15 protein-coding genes are annotated in these 15,915 nt (G+C 42.3%); 5 read left to right on the forward strand and 10 right to left on the reverse strand.

The genetic code is table 11. The features are described 5' to 3' along the window. Positions 1-5: 5 nt before the first annotated feature. The 7 genes from GGR07_RS05255 to GGR07_RS05285 form a co-directional block, all read right to left on the reverse strand. Positions 6-1,061: a polysaccharide biosynthesis protein gene (locus tag GGR07_RS05255; RefSeq protein WP_034542429.1), complete on the reverse strand. Its 1,056-nt coding sequence runs from the start codon at positions 1,059-1,061 to the stop codon at positions 6-8. After that, positions 1,048-2,355, reverse strand: a complete 1,308-nt coding sequence (locus GGR07_RS05260) for a glycosyltransferase family protein (protein WP_147298154.1) — start codon at positions 2,353-2,355, stop codon at positions 1,048-1,050. Before GGR07_RS05260 ends, GGR07_RS05255 begins: the two co-directional genes overlap by 14 nt. 4 nt (positions 2,356-2,359) lie before the next feature. Further along, on the reverse strand, positions 2,360-3,490 hold the full coding sequence (locus tag GGR07_RS05265; protein ID WP_218567091.1) for a hypothetical protein: 1,131 nt from the start codon (positions 3,488-3,490) through the stop codon (positions 2,360-2,362). Further along, positions 3,474-4,793, reverse strand: a complete 1,320-nt coding sequence (locus GGR07_RS05270; RefSeq protein ID WP_034542436.1) for an oligosaccharide flippase family protein — start codon at positions 4,791-4,793, stop codon at positions 3,474-3,476. The genes GGR07_RS05265 and GGR07_RS05270 overlap by 17 nt, the downstream gene beginning before the upstream one ends. Further along, on the reverse strand, positions 4,790-6,712 hold the full coding sequence (locus tag GGR07_RS05275) for a polysaccharide biosynthesis protein (RefSeq protein WP_034542437.1): 1,923 nt from the start codon (positions 6,710-6,712) through the stop codon (positions 4,790-4,792). Before GGR07_RS05275 ends, GGR07_RS05270 begins: the two co-directional genes overlap by 4 nt. Then, on the reverse strand, positions 6,696-7,313 hold the full coding sequence (locus tag GGR07_RS05280; RefSeq protein WP_051990543.1) for a UpxY family transcription antiterminator: 618 nt from the start codon (positions 7,311-7,313) through the stop codon (positions 6,696-6,698). Before GGR07_RS05280 ends, GGR07_RS05275 begins: the two co-directional genes overlap by 17 nt. Positions 7,314-7,444: 131 nt before the next feature. After that, positions 7,445-9,349: an amidophosphoribosyltransferase gene (locus GGR07_RS05285; protein ID WP_122056612.1), complete on the reverse strand. Its 1,905-nt coding sequence runs from the start codon at positions 9,347-9,349 to the stop codon at positions 7,445-7,447. 167 nt (positions 9,350-9,516) lie between these two features. Between GGR07_RS05285 and GGR07_RS05290 the strand changes: the two genes are divergently transcribed. Next, entirely contained in the window at positions 9,517-10,293 is a 777-nt protein-coding gene (locus GGR07_RS05290) for a glycerophosphodiester phosphodiesterase family protein (protein ID WP_034542439.1), read from the forward strand. Here the strand turns inward: GGR07_RS05290 and GGR07_RS05295 are convergent. After that, positions 10,283-10,864: an HdeD family acid-resistance protein gene (locus GGR07_RS05295; RefSeq protein WP_034542440.1), complete on the reverse strand. Its 582-nt coding sequence runs from the start codon at positions 10,862-10,864 to the stop codon at positions 10,283-10,285. The two genes, GGR07_RS05290 and GGR07_RS05295, sit on opposite strands and share 11 nt — an antisense overlap. A 273-nt stretch (positions 10,865-11,137) precedes the next feature. On the opposite strand from GGR07_RS05295, the gene GGR07_RS05300 reads away from it, so the two are divergent. Together GGR07_RS05300 and GGR07_RS05305 are read left to right on the forward strand one after the other, a co-directional pair. Beyond that, the gene (locus tag GGR07_RS05300; protein WP_034542491.1) at positions 11,138-12,178 is read left to right on the forward strand and encodes an asparaginase; all 1,041 of its coding nucleotides are present in this window, start codon (positions 11,138-11,140) and stop codon (positions 12,176-12,178) included. A gap of 37 nt (positions 12,179-12,215) precedes the next feature. After that, positions 12,216-12,581 carry a response regulator gene (locus GGR07_RS05305; RefSeq protein WP_034542441.1) on the forward strand — a complete coding sequence of 122 codons (366 nt, stop codon included), beginning with the start codon at positions 12,216-12,218 and terminating at the stop codon, positions 12,579-12,581. A 719-nt stretch (positions 12,582-13,300) separates the two neighbouring features. Here the strand turns inward: GGR07_RS05305 and GGR07_RS05310 are convergent. Continuing rightward, complete coding sequence (locus GGR07_RS05310; protein WP_021645148.1) at positions 13,301-13,912, reverse strand: response regulator transcription factor; 612 nt, start codon at positions 13,910-13,912, stop codon at positions 13,301-13,303. Then, a complete protein-coding gene (locus tag GGR07_RS05315; protein ID WP_021645147.1) occupies positions 13,902-14,606 on the reverse strand; it encodes a hemerythrin domain-containing protein in 705 nt (234 codons plus the stop codon). The genes GGR07_RS05310 and GGR07_RS05315 overlap by 11 nt, the downstream gene beginning before the upstream one ends. Positions 14,607-14,815: 209 nt before the next feature. On the opposite strand from GGR07_RS05315, the gene fldA reads away from it, so the two are divergent. Together fldA and GGR07_RS05325 are read left to right on the forward strand one after the other, a co-directional pair. Then, complete coding sequence (gene fldA, locus GGR07_RS05320) at positions 14,816-15,322, forward strand: flavodoxin FldA (protein WP_034542443.1); 507 nt, start codon at positions 14,816-14,818, stop codon at positions 15,320-15,322. A gap of 36 nt (positions 15,323-15,358) precedes the next feature. Beyond that, a complete protein-coding gene (locus tag GGR07_RS05325; RefSeq protein WP_021645145.1) occupies positions 15,359-15,721 on the forward strand; it encodes a DUF2023 family protein in 363 nt (120 codons plus the stop codon). The last annotated feature ends 194 nt before the right edge of the window (positions 15,722-15,915 follow it).

Consider the following 15,915-nt stretch of genomic DNA (forward strand, 5'->3'; position numbering starts at 1 on the left):
CCCTCTTATTCACTTTTAATTTCAATTGATTTCGCTTTTTCTTCCATCCCCAAATCTTCACGAATAAATCGAAGTTTCAACAACAACCGCTTCATTCCTTCCACATCCAGACGAGTTGTGTTATGCGAATGGTAATCCTCTATCTTTGCAACATCTTCATTACCTTCAGTAAAAAACTTATCGTAATTCAAATCACGATTGTCGCAAGGAATGCGGTAATACTCACCCATATCAATCGCTTTCGCCATCTCTTCACGCGTCACCAATGTTTCATAAAGCTTTTCTCCGTGACGTGTACCAATGGTCTTCACCTCTGTATCGGTTTGATACAACTCTTTCAAAGCTTGAGCCAGCACACTTAAAGTAGCGGCCGGAGCTTTTTGTACAAACAAATCTCCATTGACTCCATGTTCGAAAGCATACATTACCAAATCCACGGCATCATCCAATGTCATCATAAAACGAGTCATGTTTGGATCAGTCACCGTAATCGGCTTGCCCGACTTAATTTGATCCACCCATAAAGGAATAACGGATCCACGGGAGGCCATTACATTCCCATAACGTGTACAGCAGATTGTTGTAACGGCATTATCTCCTAAAGCACGTCCTTTGGCAATAGCTACTTTTTCCATCATCGCTTTGGAAATCCCCATAGCATTGATGGGATAAGCCGCCTTGTCGGTGGAAAGCACCACCACATTTTTCACTCCATGTGCAATAGCTGACTCCAATACATTGTCCGTACCAATCACATTGGTATGTACTGCTTGCAACGGGAAAAACTCACAAGAGGGGACTTGTTTCAGCGCAGCAGCTGCAAATACATAGTCTACTCCGCGCATTGCCTCATCCACAGATTGGCGATCACGCACATTCCCAATGTAAAATTTCACTTTCGGATTTTGCAACTGATGTCGCATGTCATCTTGCTTTTTTTCATCACGACTGAAAATCCGAATTTCTTTAATATCCGAATTCAAGAAACGACGCAAAACAGCATTGCCAAAGGAACCTGTTCCACCTGTGATAAGTAAAATTTTGCCTTTAAATAGTGTCATAATCTATTCTTCTTTTCTTAATTATTTCATCCACTTTTTTCATAAACTGCTTTCGAACAAAGTCGGGGTTAAAAGCTGTCCAAGCATATTCATAAGCATTATTTGCTAATTCTTCCCTCAACGAAACATCTTTAATAAAACTCTTTAAATGTGTTTTTATCTTATCTTCTTGCCAATCACTTGATATTACATAGCCAATTCTATGATCACTCAACAATCTCATAGAAGCAACTTCAAAAGGGCCAAACCCTAAAATACTTCTACCTGTCGAAATATATTCAGGTAATTTCGTAGAAACAGATAATTTAGTCAAAGAGCGATAATAATCATCTGTACTTTCTACATGAAGTAAAATATCTGCTTTAGCCAATTCCATACGCATTTTATCGCTATTAACAAACCCAGCATAATTAACATTACATTCTTTAAAACAACGCTCAACTTCAGAAGAAAGAGTAGCAGAATAAACTTTCAATTGTATATTTGGCACATCTCCATCTTTTTGGATTAACGTAAGAAGTTTGCCTAGTTTTGCGATTTCTGCCCAACGCCCTAAATGTAAACCTCCAAAATATGATATTACAATTCCCTCATTATTAGCAGTAGGGAGTTTATGGCTCAATTCTGCTATATTCATGATAGGGAAAAAAGGTTTCTTAAAGTATACCTGATAATCTGACGCCATTAGTTCGCCTATAGCAAAACACAAAGAAGCACGGTTTATACTATGCTGATAAAAAATTGCCATCCTCTTTCTTTGCCAAACATCAATCCAATTCCGACATTTAGGATTTAATAAGTAATCATCTGTAAAAAAAAGTATTAAAGGAAGATTATATTTTTTAGATAAAAAATTTGCAACAGAATGTGAGAAACTATTGGGTCCTGCAACGTAAAATATACAATCAGGGTCATTAGATTCAATCCAATTGAATAAGGGTTTTATTTTCCATTTTCCACATTTCCATAAGAAATCACGTAAAAATGGTATTTTTTTAACATAACCTACGATTCTCTTCTTCTTTTCTAACGAAAAACTCATAATAGTAGAGACTTTCTCATCTTTAGAGAAAAAACTTTTATAATATTTCGTTGTAAAACTTAGAGTATTTTTTATTACATCTTTATCCGTTATACGAAAATAGTTCTGATTATAATCCAAGTCTGGCAACATTTCAGAAAAATAAAACATTGAAATATCCTCCGAATTATATTCTTGAAAGATTGTTTCAAGTGTTTTTCCATTATTTGATGTAGAGGAAAAAGGATTATGTGAAATTATTAGAATTTTCATGATATTATTTACAATAAAGAATTTTACCATTTATAATACCAAAAGAAAACATCATAATCGGCATAAAATAAGGATGATATATAAAACAATTGAAGAACACTAAGACAAATAATAAAACAACTGTAGCCTTATAAGCATTCGAATAACACTTATAAGAACAGCGCACTCGAAAAGTTCTAATAAGTAATTTTAGAATAGCTAATAAATAGAGTAGAAGTCCTATGATGCCGAAATCAACTAATAATTGTAAAAAATCATTATGTGCATACATATTAAACAAAGACAAAGTAGATTTTAATCCATGCCCAAACAGTAATTCTATATTAGATGACTTATAAAAGACCAAAGTCAAAATAGATTCATAAAGCTGATCTCTACCACTTCCACCATCCTGCTCTAAAGCAAGAAATCTTCCTAACAGAAGATTCACAAATTCTATATCTATTATATAAAGTATAAATACCAAAACCCCAATGATGATTAAAAATATTTTTCTTTTCTGCACTTCAAAGAAAAAAGCTAAAGACAAAACAAAAGATATTATAATGGTTCGCTTGAAGGAAAATAGAAATAGCAATGCCATTACACCTAATAAAATAGCTTTATAATAACCTCTCTCTAGAAGCAAAACATATGGGAGAAATATAATTAATAAAAAGTAGATATCCGGATTAATAAAATGTTCTTGACTTCTTAATAATAAAAAAACGATATATATACATAATGGGAGGAAAATAATTAGAAGAAATCGTTTAACTATGAATAAAACTGTTTCATCAGACATTGTTCCATAATGTAGCCCAAGAATAAACATTAAAAGCCACATAGTAATTTTCACAATTTCTAGTCCACTCTCACCTTTCACAAAAGAAGAAATGAGCAAATAAAAATAGAAGTAAAAAAAGGGAATTAAAATCCTTTTCTTATCACTCAAATTTACATTACAAATAATATAAATAAAACTTATTATATAAGCAAAAGCATATAACAGTAATATCTCAGGTTTTAAATATATAGTTTCAAAATTAGCATAAAAGATATGAAGAGTATCCACATAATTAATCAATAAATATAAAAAAATAAAAGCTATTACATGGATAAATATAAAATGGCTACTTCTATTTATGGTATTCACTAACATGGAATCTTTTATATAAGAAATATAGAACAAACAAAAACACAGAATTCATTACAAGACTAGATAATGACAGCCAAAAAGCTTGATTATCAGACATATTTAAAACTAAAGAGGCCCCCAAAAATAATATTAACACATCTCTTATTAAACGACTAGAAAAAACAAACCATGGCTTTCCTACAGATATAAATTCGTAACAATAGACTTCTGATAAACATATTGGAATTGAAGTTAAAACACTCACGAAAAAAACAGGAAATAATCCAATAAAACTCTCTCCGTAAAAGTTACAAATCAATTTAGAAAATGAAAGAATAATGAAAATAGATGCTACTGAAGAAAAGAAGTTAATCAATAGCATCTTATCAACCATTTTTTTATGATCAGAACTACTCATTAAATACGAAAACATTACATTTTTCAAAACACTAGGAATAAAAATAACAATACTTTGCCAAAGAGAAGCAGCTGAAGCAATTCCAACTTCTATGTAATTGGCATATTTTATCAACAATAATACACTTAACCAATGAACAATAGTATACAAACTTTCTTGCATAGCTATTGGTAAAGAGAAGAACAACATTTCTTTTACTTCCTGCGGTTGTACCTTAAAGCTGCTTGACAAATATTTCCTCAATTTCTTCCGTATAAAAACTTCATTCGAGATTACTTGATAAAAAAAGGAAATTAATAAAGAATAAACAGCACCATCTACTCCCCAAAAATAAGAAAACAAGATACTACTCAAAAAAGTAATCAAACCCGCAAAAATATTAATTTTTGCAAGTTCTTTAAACATCTTAAAACCCGATAGAATACCTATCTGTGCTGTATTAAGAGCATTAGTAATAACAATGATTGCCGAGACTTGTAAAATAAAAGATAAGTGTGGAGCATCTATAAATAAAGCAACTTGTTCGGCAAAAATAAACAAAAGTAATGCTAAGAAAGTACTAAATGAAATAGTGATTCTATAAATAGCCCCTACTAACGAAATTATCTTCTGTGGCTGTTTCAAAGAATATTCAGCTATATATTTAGTTGCTGTATAACCAAAACCTAAAGTAGATACTATGGCAATATAAGTTAATGTTACTTTTATAGTACCAAATTCTCCATATGCTTCACTTCCCAACAATCTAGCAACTATAATTCCAGCAACCAAAGATAATCCTTTTCCAAGCACACTACCTACCAAAGCCCAAAAAGAATCTTTAATAAGTGCGTTTCCCCTTAAACGACTTACTATCTTACCATATTTCTTCTCTAATAGCACAGTAGCCCCTTTTACACTCATGCATCAAATTTTTCATAATCCGAATTCTTCGAAACAAACTCCGGCACGACGCGTTTCATCAGCTTTACCGTATCGACAATATTTACCGCACGGGAAAGACGCTCGAATTCCATATAGTCGGGAAGGATGTCGGCATATTCGTATCGGCGGACTTTGGCAACTTTGATTTTCTTATTTTCGGTAGGTATGGTGTTCTCTCCGTTGCTGAGTACTTCTTCGTAAAGTTTCTCGCCCGGACGGAGACCGGTGAACTCAATTTGTATGTCTTCGCCGGGACGGTAGCCCGCCAACTCGATCATGCGGGTGGCGAGGTCGACAATCCGGACGGCTTCGCCCATCTCGAAGACGAAGATTTCGTTGCCCTGCCCCATAGTGGCGGCTTCCAACACAAGGCGGCAGGCTTCGGGGATGGTCATAAAGAAACGGATGATATCGGGGTGGGTGACGGTAACGGGACCGCCATTTTCGATCTGCTCTTTGAAAAGGGGGATAACGGAACCGTTGCTGCCCAGCACATTGCCGAAGCGGGTGGTGATGAAACGGGTATGCCCTTTTACCTTGCCTTCGCCAATAGCACAGCCCAGGCTTTGGACGTAGATTTCAGCCAACCGTTTGGAGCCCCCCATGACATTGGTGGGGTTAACGGCTTTATCGGTAGAAACCATAATCATCTTTTCAGCTCCGTACTCTACTGCCATGTCGGCTACCTGGCGCGAGCCGATGACATTGACGAGAACGGCTTCGCAGGGGTTCTCTTCCATCAAGGGAACGTGCTTGTAGGCGGCGGCATGGAAGACGATTTGCGGATGGTAGGTGTCGAACACCATGCGCAGGCGTTCCCTGACACGGACATCACCGATGACAGGAACGAAATCGAGCGAGGAATAGTTGTGCTCGAACTCGAGACGGACATTATGCAGGGGGGTCTCGGCAGAATCGAACATAACGAGCTTGCGGATGCCCATTTGAGCCAACTGGCGACATAGCTCGCTGCCGATGCTACCGGCGGCTCCGGTGACCATAACAACTTTGCCGCGGAATTCGTTGACGACTTCTTCCATATTGATATTGATCTCGGGACGCCCCAGTAGGTCTTCGATCTTGATGGGACGCACCCACTGGTGGAAAACGCCTTTTTCGTCGGCCTCGCTGATGGAAGGGGCGATCAATGTCTTTATATCGTATTCTTTACAATACTGCAAGAGGCGTTTTTCTTCTTCACGGGTGTCTTCGTGTCCGGCAAAGAGGATGCCCTGAATGCGATGGTTGAAGATTTGCTTCTCGAATTCGTCTTTATCGCGGAAAGAGTAAACGGGAAGGTCGGCGATGCGTCGAACGGTATCTTTGCTACCGTAGGTATAGAACCCCACGACTTTATAATGGGAGCTGTTGAGCAGGCGCACTTTGAGAGAAACGCTTTTATCGCCGATGCCGTAAATAAGAATCCGCATATTTTCTTTGGTGATACGACTCAATATGAATTCGTAGACGAGTATGAGAAGGTTGCGGACAACGACCATGGCAATGAATGTGAGCATACCGTCGAACAGTAAGAAGAATATCTTCTGACTGTGATGCCAATCAGGATGCAAAAGAAATATCCATAAGGCAATACCCATGGCGGCGGTTTTGACGAGTGAGCTGCAGATGAGCCTCCAGAGTTCGCGCAACTGTGAGAAACGGATGGTGTTGCGATAGGTTCGGAACGCGTAAGATCCCAACAAAGATGCCAAAACGGAAACGACTGCCACCCGTAAGAGCATGGCAGGTTGAAAAGAGGTTGCGGTGATGTAGTGGATACCCGTGTATGCGATGAGGGTACAGCATAAAGCAATGAATGTATCCAAAGCCAAAACTACCCAATAGCTGAAGTAATTGTTCCGCAGGTATAGGACAAGGTTATCAAATCTTTTCTTCATAGTTCAGGTTTCTTAATTTACTGCTTTGTTTTTCATTTGCAGGCTCCACATAGCCTACAGGCATGTCGACGCAGGCACTTCCCAATAAATTGAGACGGACGGCAACTTTGCTTTTACCGTCGATGGTAACCAATTCGCCTTCGAGCCCTTTCAAAGGGCCTTTAACGACGCAGACTTTTTCACCCCGAAGCAACGGAGAATCGTTCATGCAGACGGCTTGGTCGGAATAGTCGAGCATGAAGCGAAAGCGGTTCATCTGTTCATCGGGAATAACGGCGGGAGAACTCTCGCCGCGCAATACCATATAGCGGCTGACGGCAGGTATGGTGAGTACTTCCATGCGCTGGCAAGGATCGGCATGGACAAAAACCATCATAGGGAGCAGCACGCAGTCGACTACTTTGCGACGGTCGCTCCATTGGCGGACTTGCTGCTGGATGGGAACGAAGTTTTCAATTCCCATCTTGGATAAACGGTCGGCGACTTTCTTCTCGTGATGCATACGCACGAGAGCGACATACCAACGTTTTGAGCGCGCTACGCTTTCCCCTGTCCCACCGTGCGAGTCAGCGTTAGCCATGTTTTTATCGATTAAATTCATTTTACCCCATTTTATCCGTTGCCGGAGCAACGAACAATTACAATCGTGCACAAAGATATACAAAAATCTTAATAAACATTTAGCGTTCTCACGCTTTTTTCGTTAATCTTGGTAATGTTTCATTTTAATTACTAAGATTCAGGGAGCAGTACCTCCATCCCGAATATCTGCTCCACATAGTCGATGAATGCTTTGTTTACTTTTTTCACGCCACCGGGGGTGGGATAATCGCCGCTGAAATACCAGTCGCCCGTATGTTCGGGACAGGCTTCACTCAACCCTTTCAGAGGCTGGAAAACTATTTCCACTTGGGCTTTTGTTCCATCTGGGACAAGTAGTTGCGCCATCTTGGCGGCAATCTCTTCGTCGGTGAACGGGGCGTAAATTTCTTTCACATGATTGACCATCTGTTCTTTAGGAAGTGACGCCTGCTCTCTCGACCGGCGGTAGGCTCCGGCAATGAGGGACGTCATCCCTCGCTCTTTGAGCAGCTCGATAGCAGCTCTGAAAGCAATGAATTCGCTCATTTTCGCCATATCGATGCCGTAATAATCGGGGTAGCGTACTTGAGGGGAAGAGGATACGATGACGATCTTCTTCGGGCCAAGACGGTCGAGGATGCCGATGATACTTTGCTTGAGGGTGGTGCCGCGCACGATGCTGTCGTCGATAATCACCAGATTGTCGACGTCGGGTACGAGGCTTCCGTAGGTGATGTCGTAAACGTGTGCCGCCAGATCGTTCCGGCTGTTGCCCTCGGCGATGAAAGTGCGAAGTTTTATATCTTTGATAGCAACTTTCTCGCTGCGGATGCGGCGGGAAAGGATGCGCTCCAGTTCTTCGGAATGGAGCTGGGAGCCTAAACCGACGATTTGCCGGACTTTCTCTTGGTTCAGGTATTCGTCGAGCCCTTGCAACATACCGTAGTATGCCACTTCGGCGGTGTTGGGAATGAAGGAAAAGACGGTATGGTCGATGTCATGGCCGATGGCCTCGAGAATGTTGGGAACAAGTTTTTTGCCCAGAAGTTTCCGCTCTTTGTAGATATCGACATCGCTGCCGCGAGAGAAATAGATGCGTTCGAACGAACAGGCGCGTTTTTCACGAGGTTTGTTGATGCGGGTGATGCGAGACTGTCCGTCTTTGCTGATGAGCAGCGCCTGCCCGGGAAGGAGTTCCTGTATACGATCGGAAGAAACGTTCAAGGCAGTCTGGATAACAGGGCGTTCGGAAGCAAGCACGGCTATCTCGTCGTCTTGATACCAGAAAGCGGGACGAATGCCCCAAGGATCGCGGATAGCGAAAGATTCGCCACTTCCGGTAATGCCGCAAATAACATATCCACCGTCCCACTCTCTGGTGGAGGTACGGAGCACGTTGGCAAGGTCGATATGCTCTTCGATGTAGTGTGTGATGTCCATGCCGGTAAGGCCTTCGGCTTCGGCAAGGTTGAACACGCGCTCCACTTCGCGGTCGAGCCGGTGCCCTACCTGTTCGAGCATGATGTAGGTATCGGCATACTGGCGAGGATGCTGACCGATAGCAGTGATGCGAGCAAAAATTTCATCGAGGTTGGTCAGGTTGAAATTGCCGCAAAGGGCAAGATTTTTGGCACGCCAGTTGTTGCGGCGCAGGAACGGGTGTACGTAGGCAATGCCGGACTTTCCGGTAGTGGAGTATCGCAGATGTCCCATATAGGCTTCACCGGCAAAAGGCAGGGTGCGCTTGGCGAACTCGGGGTCGTGGAGTTGTTCGGGTGTGAGGTCTTTGAAATTGGCCTGAACGTTTTGGAAAATTTCGGTAATGGCTCCGGAACCTAACGCACGCTCACGGAACATGTATTCTTCGCCGGGGTCGGACTGCATCTTGACACAGGCCAGCCCTGCGCCTTCCTGCCCCCGGTTGTGCTGTTTCTCCATCAGCAGATAGAGCTTATTGAGACCATACATCCATGTTCCGTACTTTTCCTCGTAATACTCCAACGGCTTGAGCAAGCGTATCATCGCAACGCCGCATTCGTGTTTCAGTTGTTCCATTAAATTTTCAGAATTAAAAATTCATGCACTATCGGTTTCTTTTTTGAAAGAAAACGCAAAGATAAGCATTTCGAAGCATATAAAAAGGATAAGGGCTGATGAATATTGTTTAATTTTTCATATATTTGAGGCAAAACATTTATTTATAACCAATAAAGAAAAGAGCGATGAAACTGAAAAAAATGACGGTAATTTTTGCATTGATGGGAATGACCGGATACTTGCAGGCACAACATACACAGGTGGTTGCACATCGAGGATTCTGGAAGGTGGAAGGTTCGGCACAAAATAGTATCGCCGCACTCCGGGAGGCTGAATCGGCAGGTTGCTACGGCTCGGAATTCGATGTGTGGCTGACAAAGGACAATAAGCCGGTGGTAAACCATGATCCGGTGTATAAGATGAAAAGCATGGAGGGCTCGAAAGCGGAAGAGTTGACTAAGCTAAGACTGGAAAACGGAGAAAAGCTGCCTTTACTTGAAGAGTATTTCGACGCTGCCCGGGAGGGGAGCATACGCTTGATACTGGAACTGAAAAAACAAAGCAGTCCCGCCCGTGAGACAAGAGCTGTACGGGAAATCGTAGCTCTGGCGAAAAGAATGGGACTCGAAAGACGGATGGAGTATATTTCCTTTTCGCTGCATGCCGTGAAAGAGTTCATCCGTCTGGCGCCGGAGGGAACCCCGGTATACTATCTGAACGGGGATCTTTCTCCCGCGGAACTGAAAGCGATCGGTTGCAGCGGTCCCGACTATAATCTGGCAGTGCTTAAAAAACATCCGGAATGGATCAAGGAGAGCCACGAACTCGGAATGAAGGTAAATGCATGGACCGTAGACAAGCCGGAGGATATGAGGTGGCTGATCGAACGGAAGACGGACTTCATCACGACGAACGAACCGGTGAAGCTCCAAGAGATATTGAAAGAGTACGTCAGTCGATGATCCCGGCGTCGTCTTCGACTTCTTCCGGATGAAGAAAAAGAGGCGACTCGGGGCGAAAACGCATGAACTTGAACCAGTTGACCAACTCGGAAACCGCATATACCAAACTACATATACCGATAATAAGGAAGGCGGTGTTGCGTGCCTCGGTGGGGTTGAACAGGGTTACGAAACCGGCAATCAGGATGAGCACGGGAATCAGATAAAATGCCGCAGGCACTCTGATCCACTCACGTGCCCGGGCAAGAGAGGTAATTTGCTGCACACCTCCCATGATAAGGATAAAGCCAAGCAAAAACATAAGGACATCGGCAAAAAAGTCGGGCATAATGATCAGCCAAAGACCGAGCAAAAGGCTTCCTACTCCTTCGATAGGAAAACGGAGGGCCTTTTTATTTTCACCCCTTTTACGGCCGAAATAAGCGAAAAGAGTGATAATGCCGGGAATAAGGAAAGCGACTCCCAATGTTATGACAATATAAGCGGCGGCGGCATCGGGCCAAATGACCAGAACCAACCCTATCACGAGGGCGAACAAGATGCGAATGAGAGAATAATTAGTTGTTTTCATATATCTTTAATTTAATCAATTTATCCACTTATTGTTGCGAAGATAGGACTTTTTATGCAGAACCGCAATGCCAAGAGCATTTTTCGGGAATACGGGAATGATAAAAAAATAAAAAAAATCGTTTGAAAGCTCGAACAAAGTCTTTACATTTGCGTTTCGTTACCATATATGGAAGCTCTGCTCCGGAAATAATCATATGTTTTTCACCTTACAGTTTATTGCACATCGTGAAAGAATCCGGAGATATTGTAACTTTCTCAAATGACAAAAACCATGAAAGATGTGACATCTTCTGTATTACTGATTTACACGGGCGGGACCATCGGAATGATAGCCAACCCGGAAACCGGCGCTCTGGAGAATTTCAACTTCGACCATCTGCTGAAACACGTTCCCGAGTTGAAGAGGCTTAACTACCGGATTTCGCCTTATCCTTTCGACCCTCCCATCGACTCGTCGGACATGGAGCCTTCTCATTGGGCAAGGATGGTAAGAATTATCGCCGAAAATTATGAGATGTACGACGGATTTGTGATTCTGCACGGAACGGATACGATGGCGTACACGGCATCGGCGCTGAGCTTTATGCTCGAGAATCTGAGCAAGCCGGTAATTCTGACCGGATCGCAACTGCCCATCGGCACGCTGAGGACCGACGGAAAGGAAAATCTGATCACTGCCATCGAAATAGCTGCTGCCAAAAACTGTGATGGAACAGCCACAGTGCCCGAAGTATGTATCTTCTTCGAGAATCATTTGATGAGAGGAAACCGTACCACAAAGATTAACGCGGAAAATTTCAACGCGTTCCGTTCGTTCAACTACCCGGTACTTGCCAAAGCGGGCATACACATTAAGTATGAACCGGGGCTGATACGGAAGGCGGACCGGACAAAGCCGCTCAAACCGCACTTCCTTTTCAACACGAACGTAGTGATTCTGACGCTTTTCCCGGGCATTCAGGAACGTATTGTGACTTCATTGCTACACGTACCGGGGTTGAAGGCGGTGGTTCTGAAGACTTTCGGATCGGGAAACGCTCCGCAAAAAGAATGGTTTATCAAGCAACTGAAAGAGGCTACGGAACGAGGTATTGTGATTGTGAACATCACTCAGTGCACCTCGGGAGGAGTGGAAATGGAACGATATGAAACAGGAATGCACCTGCTGGAAGCGGGCGTGATAAGCGGATACGACAGTACCCCGGAATGTGCAGTGACAAAACTGATGTTTCTGTTAGGACACGGACTGACCGACAGCGAGATACGGCAAAAAATGAACTCCTCATTGGCAGGAGAGATTACCAAACGATAAGGATGGATGAAAAACCAAGCGTTGAAAACGAACGAATATGAAAAAGAAAATATTGCTTATTGACGATAAACCTGCCATTGGGAAGGTTGTAAGCGTGTATCTGGAAGATAAATATGATTTGATATATCTGGAAAATCCGCTTACGGCGATAGAGTGGCTGAAGCAGGGAAATCGTCCAGATTTGATTATTTTGGATCTTTATATGCCACATATGCCGGGAAAGGCTTTTCTGAAATACCTCAAAGAAAACGAGCCGTTAGCATCCGTTCCGGTCGTTATCTTATCAAGCGAGGAGGACGCGACCGAAAGGATCAGACTATTAGAAGAGGGAATAGCGGATTATATATTGAAACCGTTCGATCCGCTGGAATTGAAGACACGCATCAAGAAAGTAATAGAATGAATGACCGATTATAACTATTAATAGTGAGATTACCGCTGCAATATACCCTATTAGAGGTATTGCGGGGAGAAATGAAACTCTCTATCTTTGCAGTATCAGAATTGAATTAATTAGTCATAATTTTATTACGTAGCCACATTTAAGTAAGAATGTAACAAAATCCCGCCGAAGTGATTTCGCCGGGATTTTGTTTTTATACAGACAACGGAGAAAGAGAGAGAAAGAGAGAGAGAAAGAGAGAGAGAGAGAAAGCCAGCCAGACAATCGTTCCTCTTGTACAGCCCCGCAAAGAAAAGAGATGGCGATCAGAACGAAAAGCATGCGTGGAGTACTCTTTCGGACACAGTGCTTTGACAATCTTAAGAAGAAGAGCAGGATATCGAATACACTCGGAGTACAGAAATAAAAAAACGAGTCGACCCCATTTATGGAACCACCCGCCGCAGCATCAGAAAAGCCTTTTAGGCTTTTCTTTTTGTTACCTCTTTTTCCCTGAAAACATTTTCTCTTTTTACCTTAAAAACTTGCTACCTATTGTAATCCTTTTACCTTTATAAAAAACTTTCCCTATTTGAAATTACAATAATATAAAAGTCTAATACCTAAACAATTTTGTTTTTACCTTTTAAAACTAACAGCAATTTCCCAATTGCCTTGCAAAGGTACGAAAAGATTTCGTGTACGCAAACATTTTTAGATTCTATAACGTTATTTTTCAACTATAAATCTTTCACCTCATCCAGAGCAACGAGTTTATTCACAATGGCATAGATGGTCAATCCGGCGGCGCTATGTATCTGGAGTTTCTTGCTGATATTCCGGCGATGAGTAATAACGGTATGAATGGATAGAAAGAGTTTTTCGGCAATCTCTTTATTAGTCATTCCTTTAACTACGCATATCACGATTTCCCGTTCGCGCTGACTGAGAGATTCGGTATTCTCGGTCTCCGCTTCTTCGCGGGGAGCATCCTGCAATCCTTGTATCTTTTCAGAAAGGGTATCCAGGCCATCGAAAATAGAAACCGTTTCATCGTATTTGCTCAGTACCGATGCGTCGACCAGCGAAGTCACCAATGCGACAAGACGTATGTTCCTGCCTGCCGTTTCTTCGCGGAAACGGGCCACATCGAAATAATCGCCGAAATTGGAATTGACAATGAGCACATCGGGACATTGCGTACGCAAATAGTCGTTCAAGGCTTCTACGGAAAGCAATTCGACAGGCTGGACCTTCAGATTGGGAAGGCGCTTCAGAGTAGCAGTCAGGCCGCTACGGATAATAACGGAGTTTTCGGCAATAGCCACCCGGATGATATCGTTAGTTTTCATTCTCTCTCATCCTCCTTTCGAGTTTCAGAATAGCCGGAACAAATATGTAATCCTCCACCTTGCAATGGGATTCGAGCCCTTCTTCGCAGGCGTATATATCGAACAGCACGGCATTCAGTAAATTCTCGTTCGCTTTGGCAGGACAATACTTGATGATGATGTTTTTCAGTTCCGTAAGTTTCTCCCCTACCTGATCATGATGTTTGGAAAAAGTGCTGATTTGATATTGTTTGGATACATTCCCCTCAAGCAGCGCACTGACATATTTAAAAACGGTTCGTTCTTCATATTCCATGTGCTTGCGCACTTCCTGAGTGTATTCGTCGAAAAACTTCAGAATGAGGAAAGAAATGTCGTTCTGAGAGCAGTCGATAGCCTCAATCAGTTTCCTGCGAATGGAAGGAAGAGAGAAGTCGAGGAAATAGCTGTGCGCCTGACGCAGATAATGAACTAAAGAAGGGATAGAAACTTCGTCGCTGCTTCCGTCCAGACGGGAAAATCCTTCGGCCATGAAATTGATGACGACCAAAAAAGTTTTGCAGTCTACCCCGTTCGATTCGCAGACTTCTTTCACGGTCTTGTCTCCAAACCCCAGCGAAAGGCCGAAACGACTCATCACTTGCAATAAAGAATAGTTATCGCTGATCAGATCGACCATCTTATCGGTAGCTTTATATTTCTGCAGATTATCCATCTATATCTAATTTTAATTATATTATGACTTGCAAAGAAACGAAAAAAAATGCAGCCATACAACCACCAAATATAGGTATTTTCTTTTTCACACCATCATACATCCCTATTTATTGTGATTACGAGGCTGTTATTCCACTACAAATGGGGATTTTCCTTTTACAGGAAAGGGCATATCTTTGCAATATCATATTTAAAAAAACAAATAAAATGAATAAAATCGGAGTATTTTACGGTTCCACCACAGGAACCACCGAAGACTTGGCCCGCAGAGTGGCGGAAGCCTTGGATGTAGACACAAAAAACGTGTATGACGTATCGAAGCTCACGGAAGCGTTGGTACAGGAGTTCGATGTGCTGGTATTGGGTTCGTCGACATGGGGAGCAGGTGAATTGCAGGATGACTGGTACGACGGAGTGAAGATTTTAAAATCATGCGACCTGTCTCATAAGTGTGTGGCTCTGTTCGGCTGCGGGGATTCGGACTCGTACAGCGATACATTCTGCGACGCGATAGGAATCTTGTACGAGGAGCTGAAAGACACCCGCTGCAAATTCTGCGGAGCCACTTCTACAAACGGCTACACGTTCGACTCTTCGATAGCGGTGGTAGACGGCAAATTCATCGGACTTCCGCTGGATGAAGTGAACGAAGAGAGCCAGACAGAAGATCGTATTGCCCGGTGGGCCGAACAACTCAAACAAGAAATAAGCTAAATCTGATTTTTTACCATACAATCTGTTTTAGAAAATATGACTACCCGAAAGATTGTCCCCGGCGAGATCCGGATATTCCTCAACCATATTTATGAGTTTAAAAAGGGAGTACGGAGCATGGTGCTTTATACGATGAACAGAAAGCACGAATCTTTTGCCATACAACGGTTGGAAAGCCAGCAAATCAGCTACATGATTCAGGAAGTGGGAGCCAACAAAATCAATTTGTTTTTCGGAAAGCCGGAGTGCATGGAGGCTATACGCCACATCATTATCCGCCCTTTAAACGAATTGAGCGCGGAAGAAGATTTTATATTGGGGGCAATGTTGGGGTACGACATATGTCAGCAGTGCAAACGCTATTGCCACAAGAAAGAGGGGGTGAAGATGGTTGTTTGAAGGATATCTTTACCTGTTGGGGTTGATTTGTTGGTTGTTTTTTTGAAAGAGGGTGAATTCTAAGTCCTCTCCAAACAATATCTATAAAATCTTACCCAGGTTTACGAATATTAACGTATCCTTGGGTAAGTTCTTATATAGACATAACTACTCTTCAGAAGTGTATAGCTACTTCCTAAACCTAAGAATTTTTC

The sequence above is a fragment of the Bacteroides pyogenes genome (assembly GCF_014196225.1).
GTDB lineage: Bacteria > Bacteroidota > Bacteroidia > Bacteroidales > Bacteroidaceae > Bacteroides > Bacteroides pyogenes_A.

What these genes read in the sequence shown, in the direction of transcription:
- GGR07_RS05280 (WP_051990543.1), bottom strand. Translation starts at nt 7,313, where the DNA reads ATGAATTTAATCGATAAAAACATGGCTAACGCTGACTCGCACGGTGGG.
- GGR07_RS05290 (WP_034542439.1), top strand. Translation starts at nt 9,517, where the DNA reads ATGAAACTGAAAAAAATGACGGTAATTTTTGCATTGATGGGAATGACC.
- GGR07_RS05285 (WP_122056612.1), bottom strand. Translation starts at nt 9,349, where the DNA reads ATGGAACAACTGAAACACGAATGCGGCGTTGCGATGATACGCTTGCTC.
- GGR07_RS05300 (WP_034542491.1), top strand. Translation starts at nt 11,138, where the DNA reads ATGAAAGATGTGACATCTTCTGTATTACTGATTTACACGGGCGGGACC.
- GGR07_RS05295 (WP_034542440.1), bottom strand. Translation starts at nt 10,864, where the DNA reads ATGAAAACAACTAATTATTCTCTCATTCGCATCTTGTTCGCCCTCGTG.
- GGR07_RS05260 (WP_147298154.1), bottom strand. Translation starts at nt 2,355, where the DNA reads ATGAAAATTCTAATAATTTCACATAATCCTTTTTCCTCTACATCAAAT.
- GGR07_RS05315 (WP_021645147.1), bottom strand. Translation starts at nt 14,606, where the DNA reads ATGGATAATCTGCAGAAATATAAAGCTACCGATAAGATGGTCGATCTG.
- GGR07_RS05325 (WP_021645145.1), top strand. Translation starts at nt 15,359, where the DNA reads ATGACTACCCGAAAGATTGTCCCCGGCGAGATCCGGATATTCCTCAAC.
- GGR07_RS05275 (WP_034542437.1), bottom strand. Translation starts at nt 6,712, where the DNA reads ATGAAGAAAAGATTTGATAACCTTGTCCTATACCTGCGGAACAATTAC.
- GGR07_RS05310 (WP_021645148.1), bottom strand. Translation starts at nt 13,912, where the DNA reads ATGAAAACTAACGATATCATCCGGGTGGCTATTGCCGAAAACTCCGTT.
- fldA (WP_034542443.1), top strand. Translation starts at nt 14,816, where the DNA reads ATGAATAAAATCGGAGTATTTTACGGTTCCACCACAGGAACCACCGAA.
- GGR07_RS05255 (WP_034542429.1), bottom strand. Translation starts at nt 1,061, where the DNA reads ATGACACTATTTAAAGGCAAAATTTTACTTATCACAGGTGGAACAGGT.
- GGR07_RS05270 (WP_034542436.1), bottom strand. Translation starts at nt 4,793, where the DNA reads ATGAGTGTAAAAGGGGCTACTGTGCTATTAGAGAAGAAATATGGTAAG.
- GGR07_RS05305 (WP_034542441.1), top strand. Translation starts at nt 12,216, where the DNA reads ATGAAAAAGAAAATATTGCTTATTGACGATAAACCTGCCATTGGGAAG.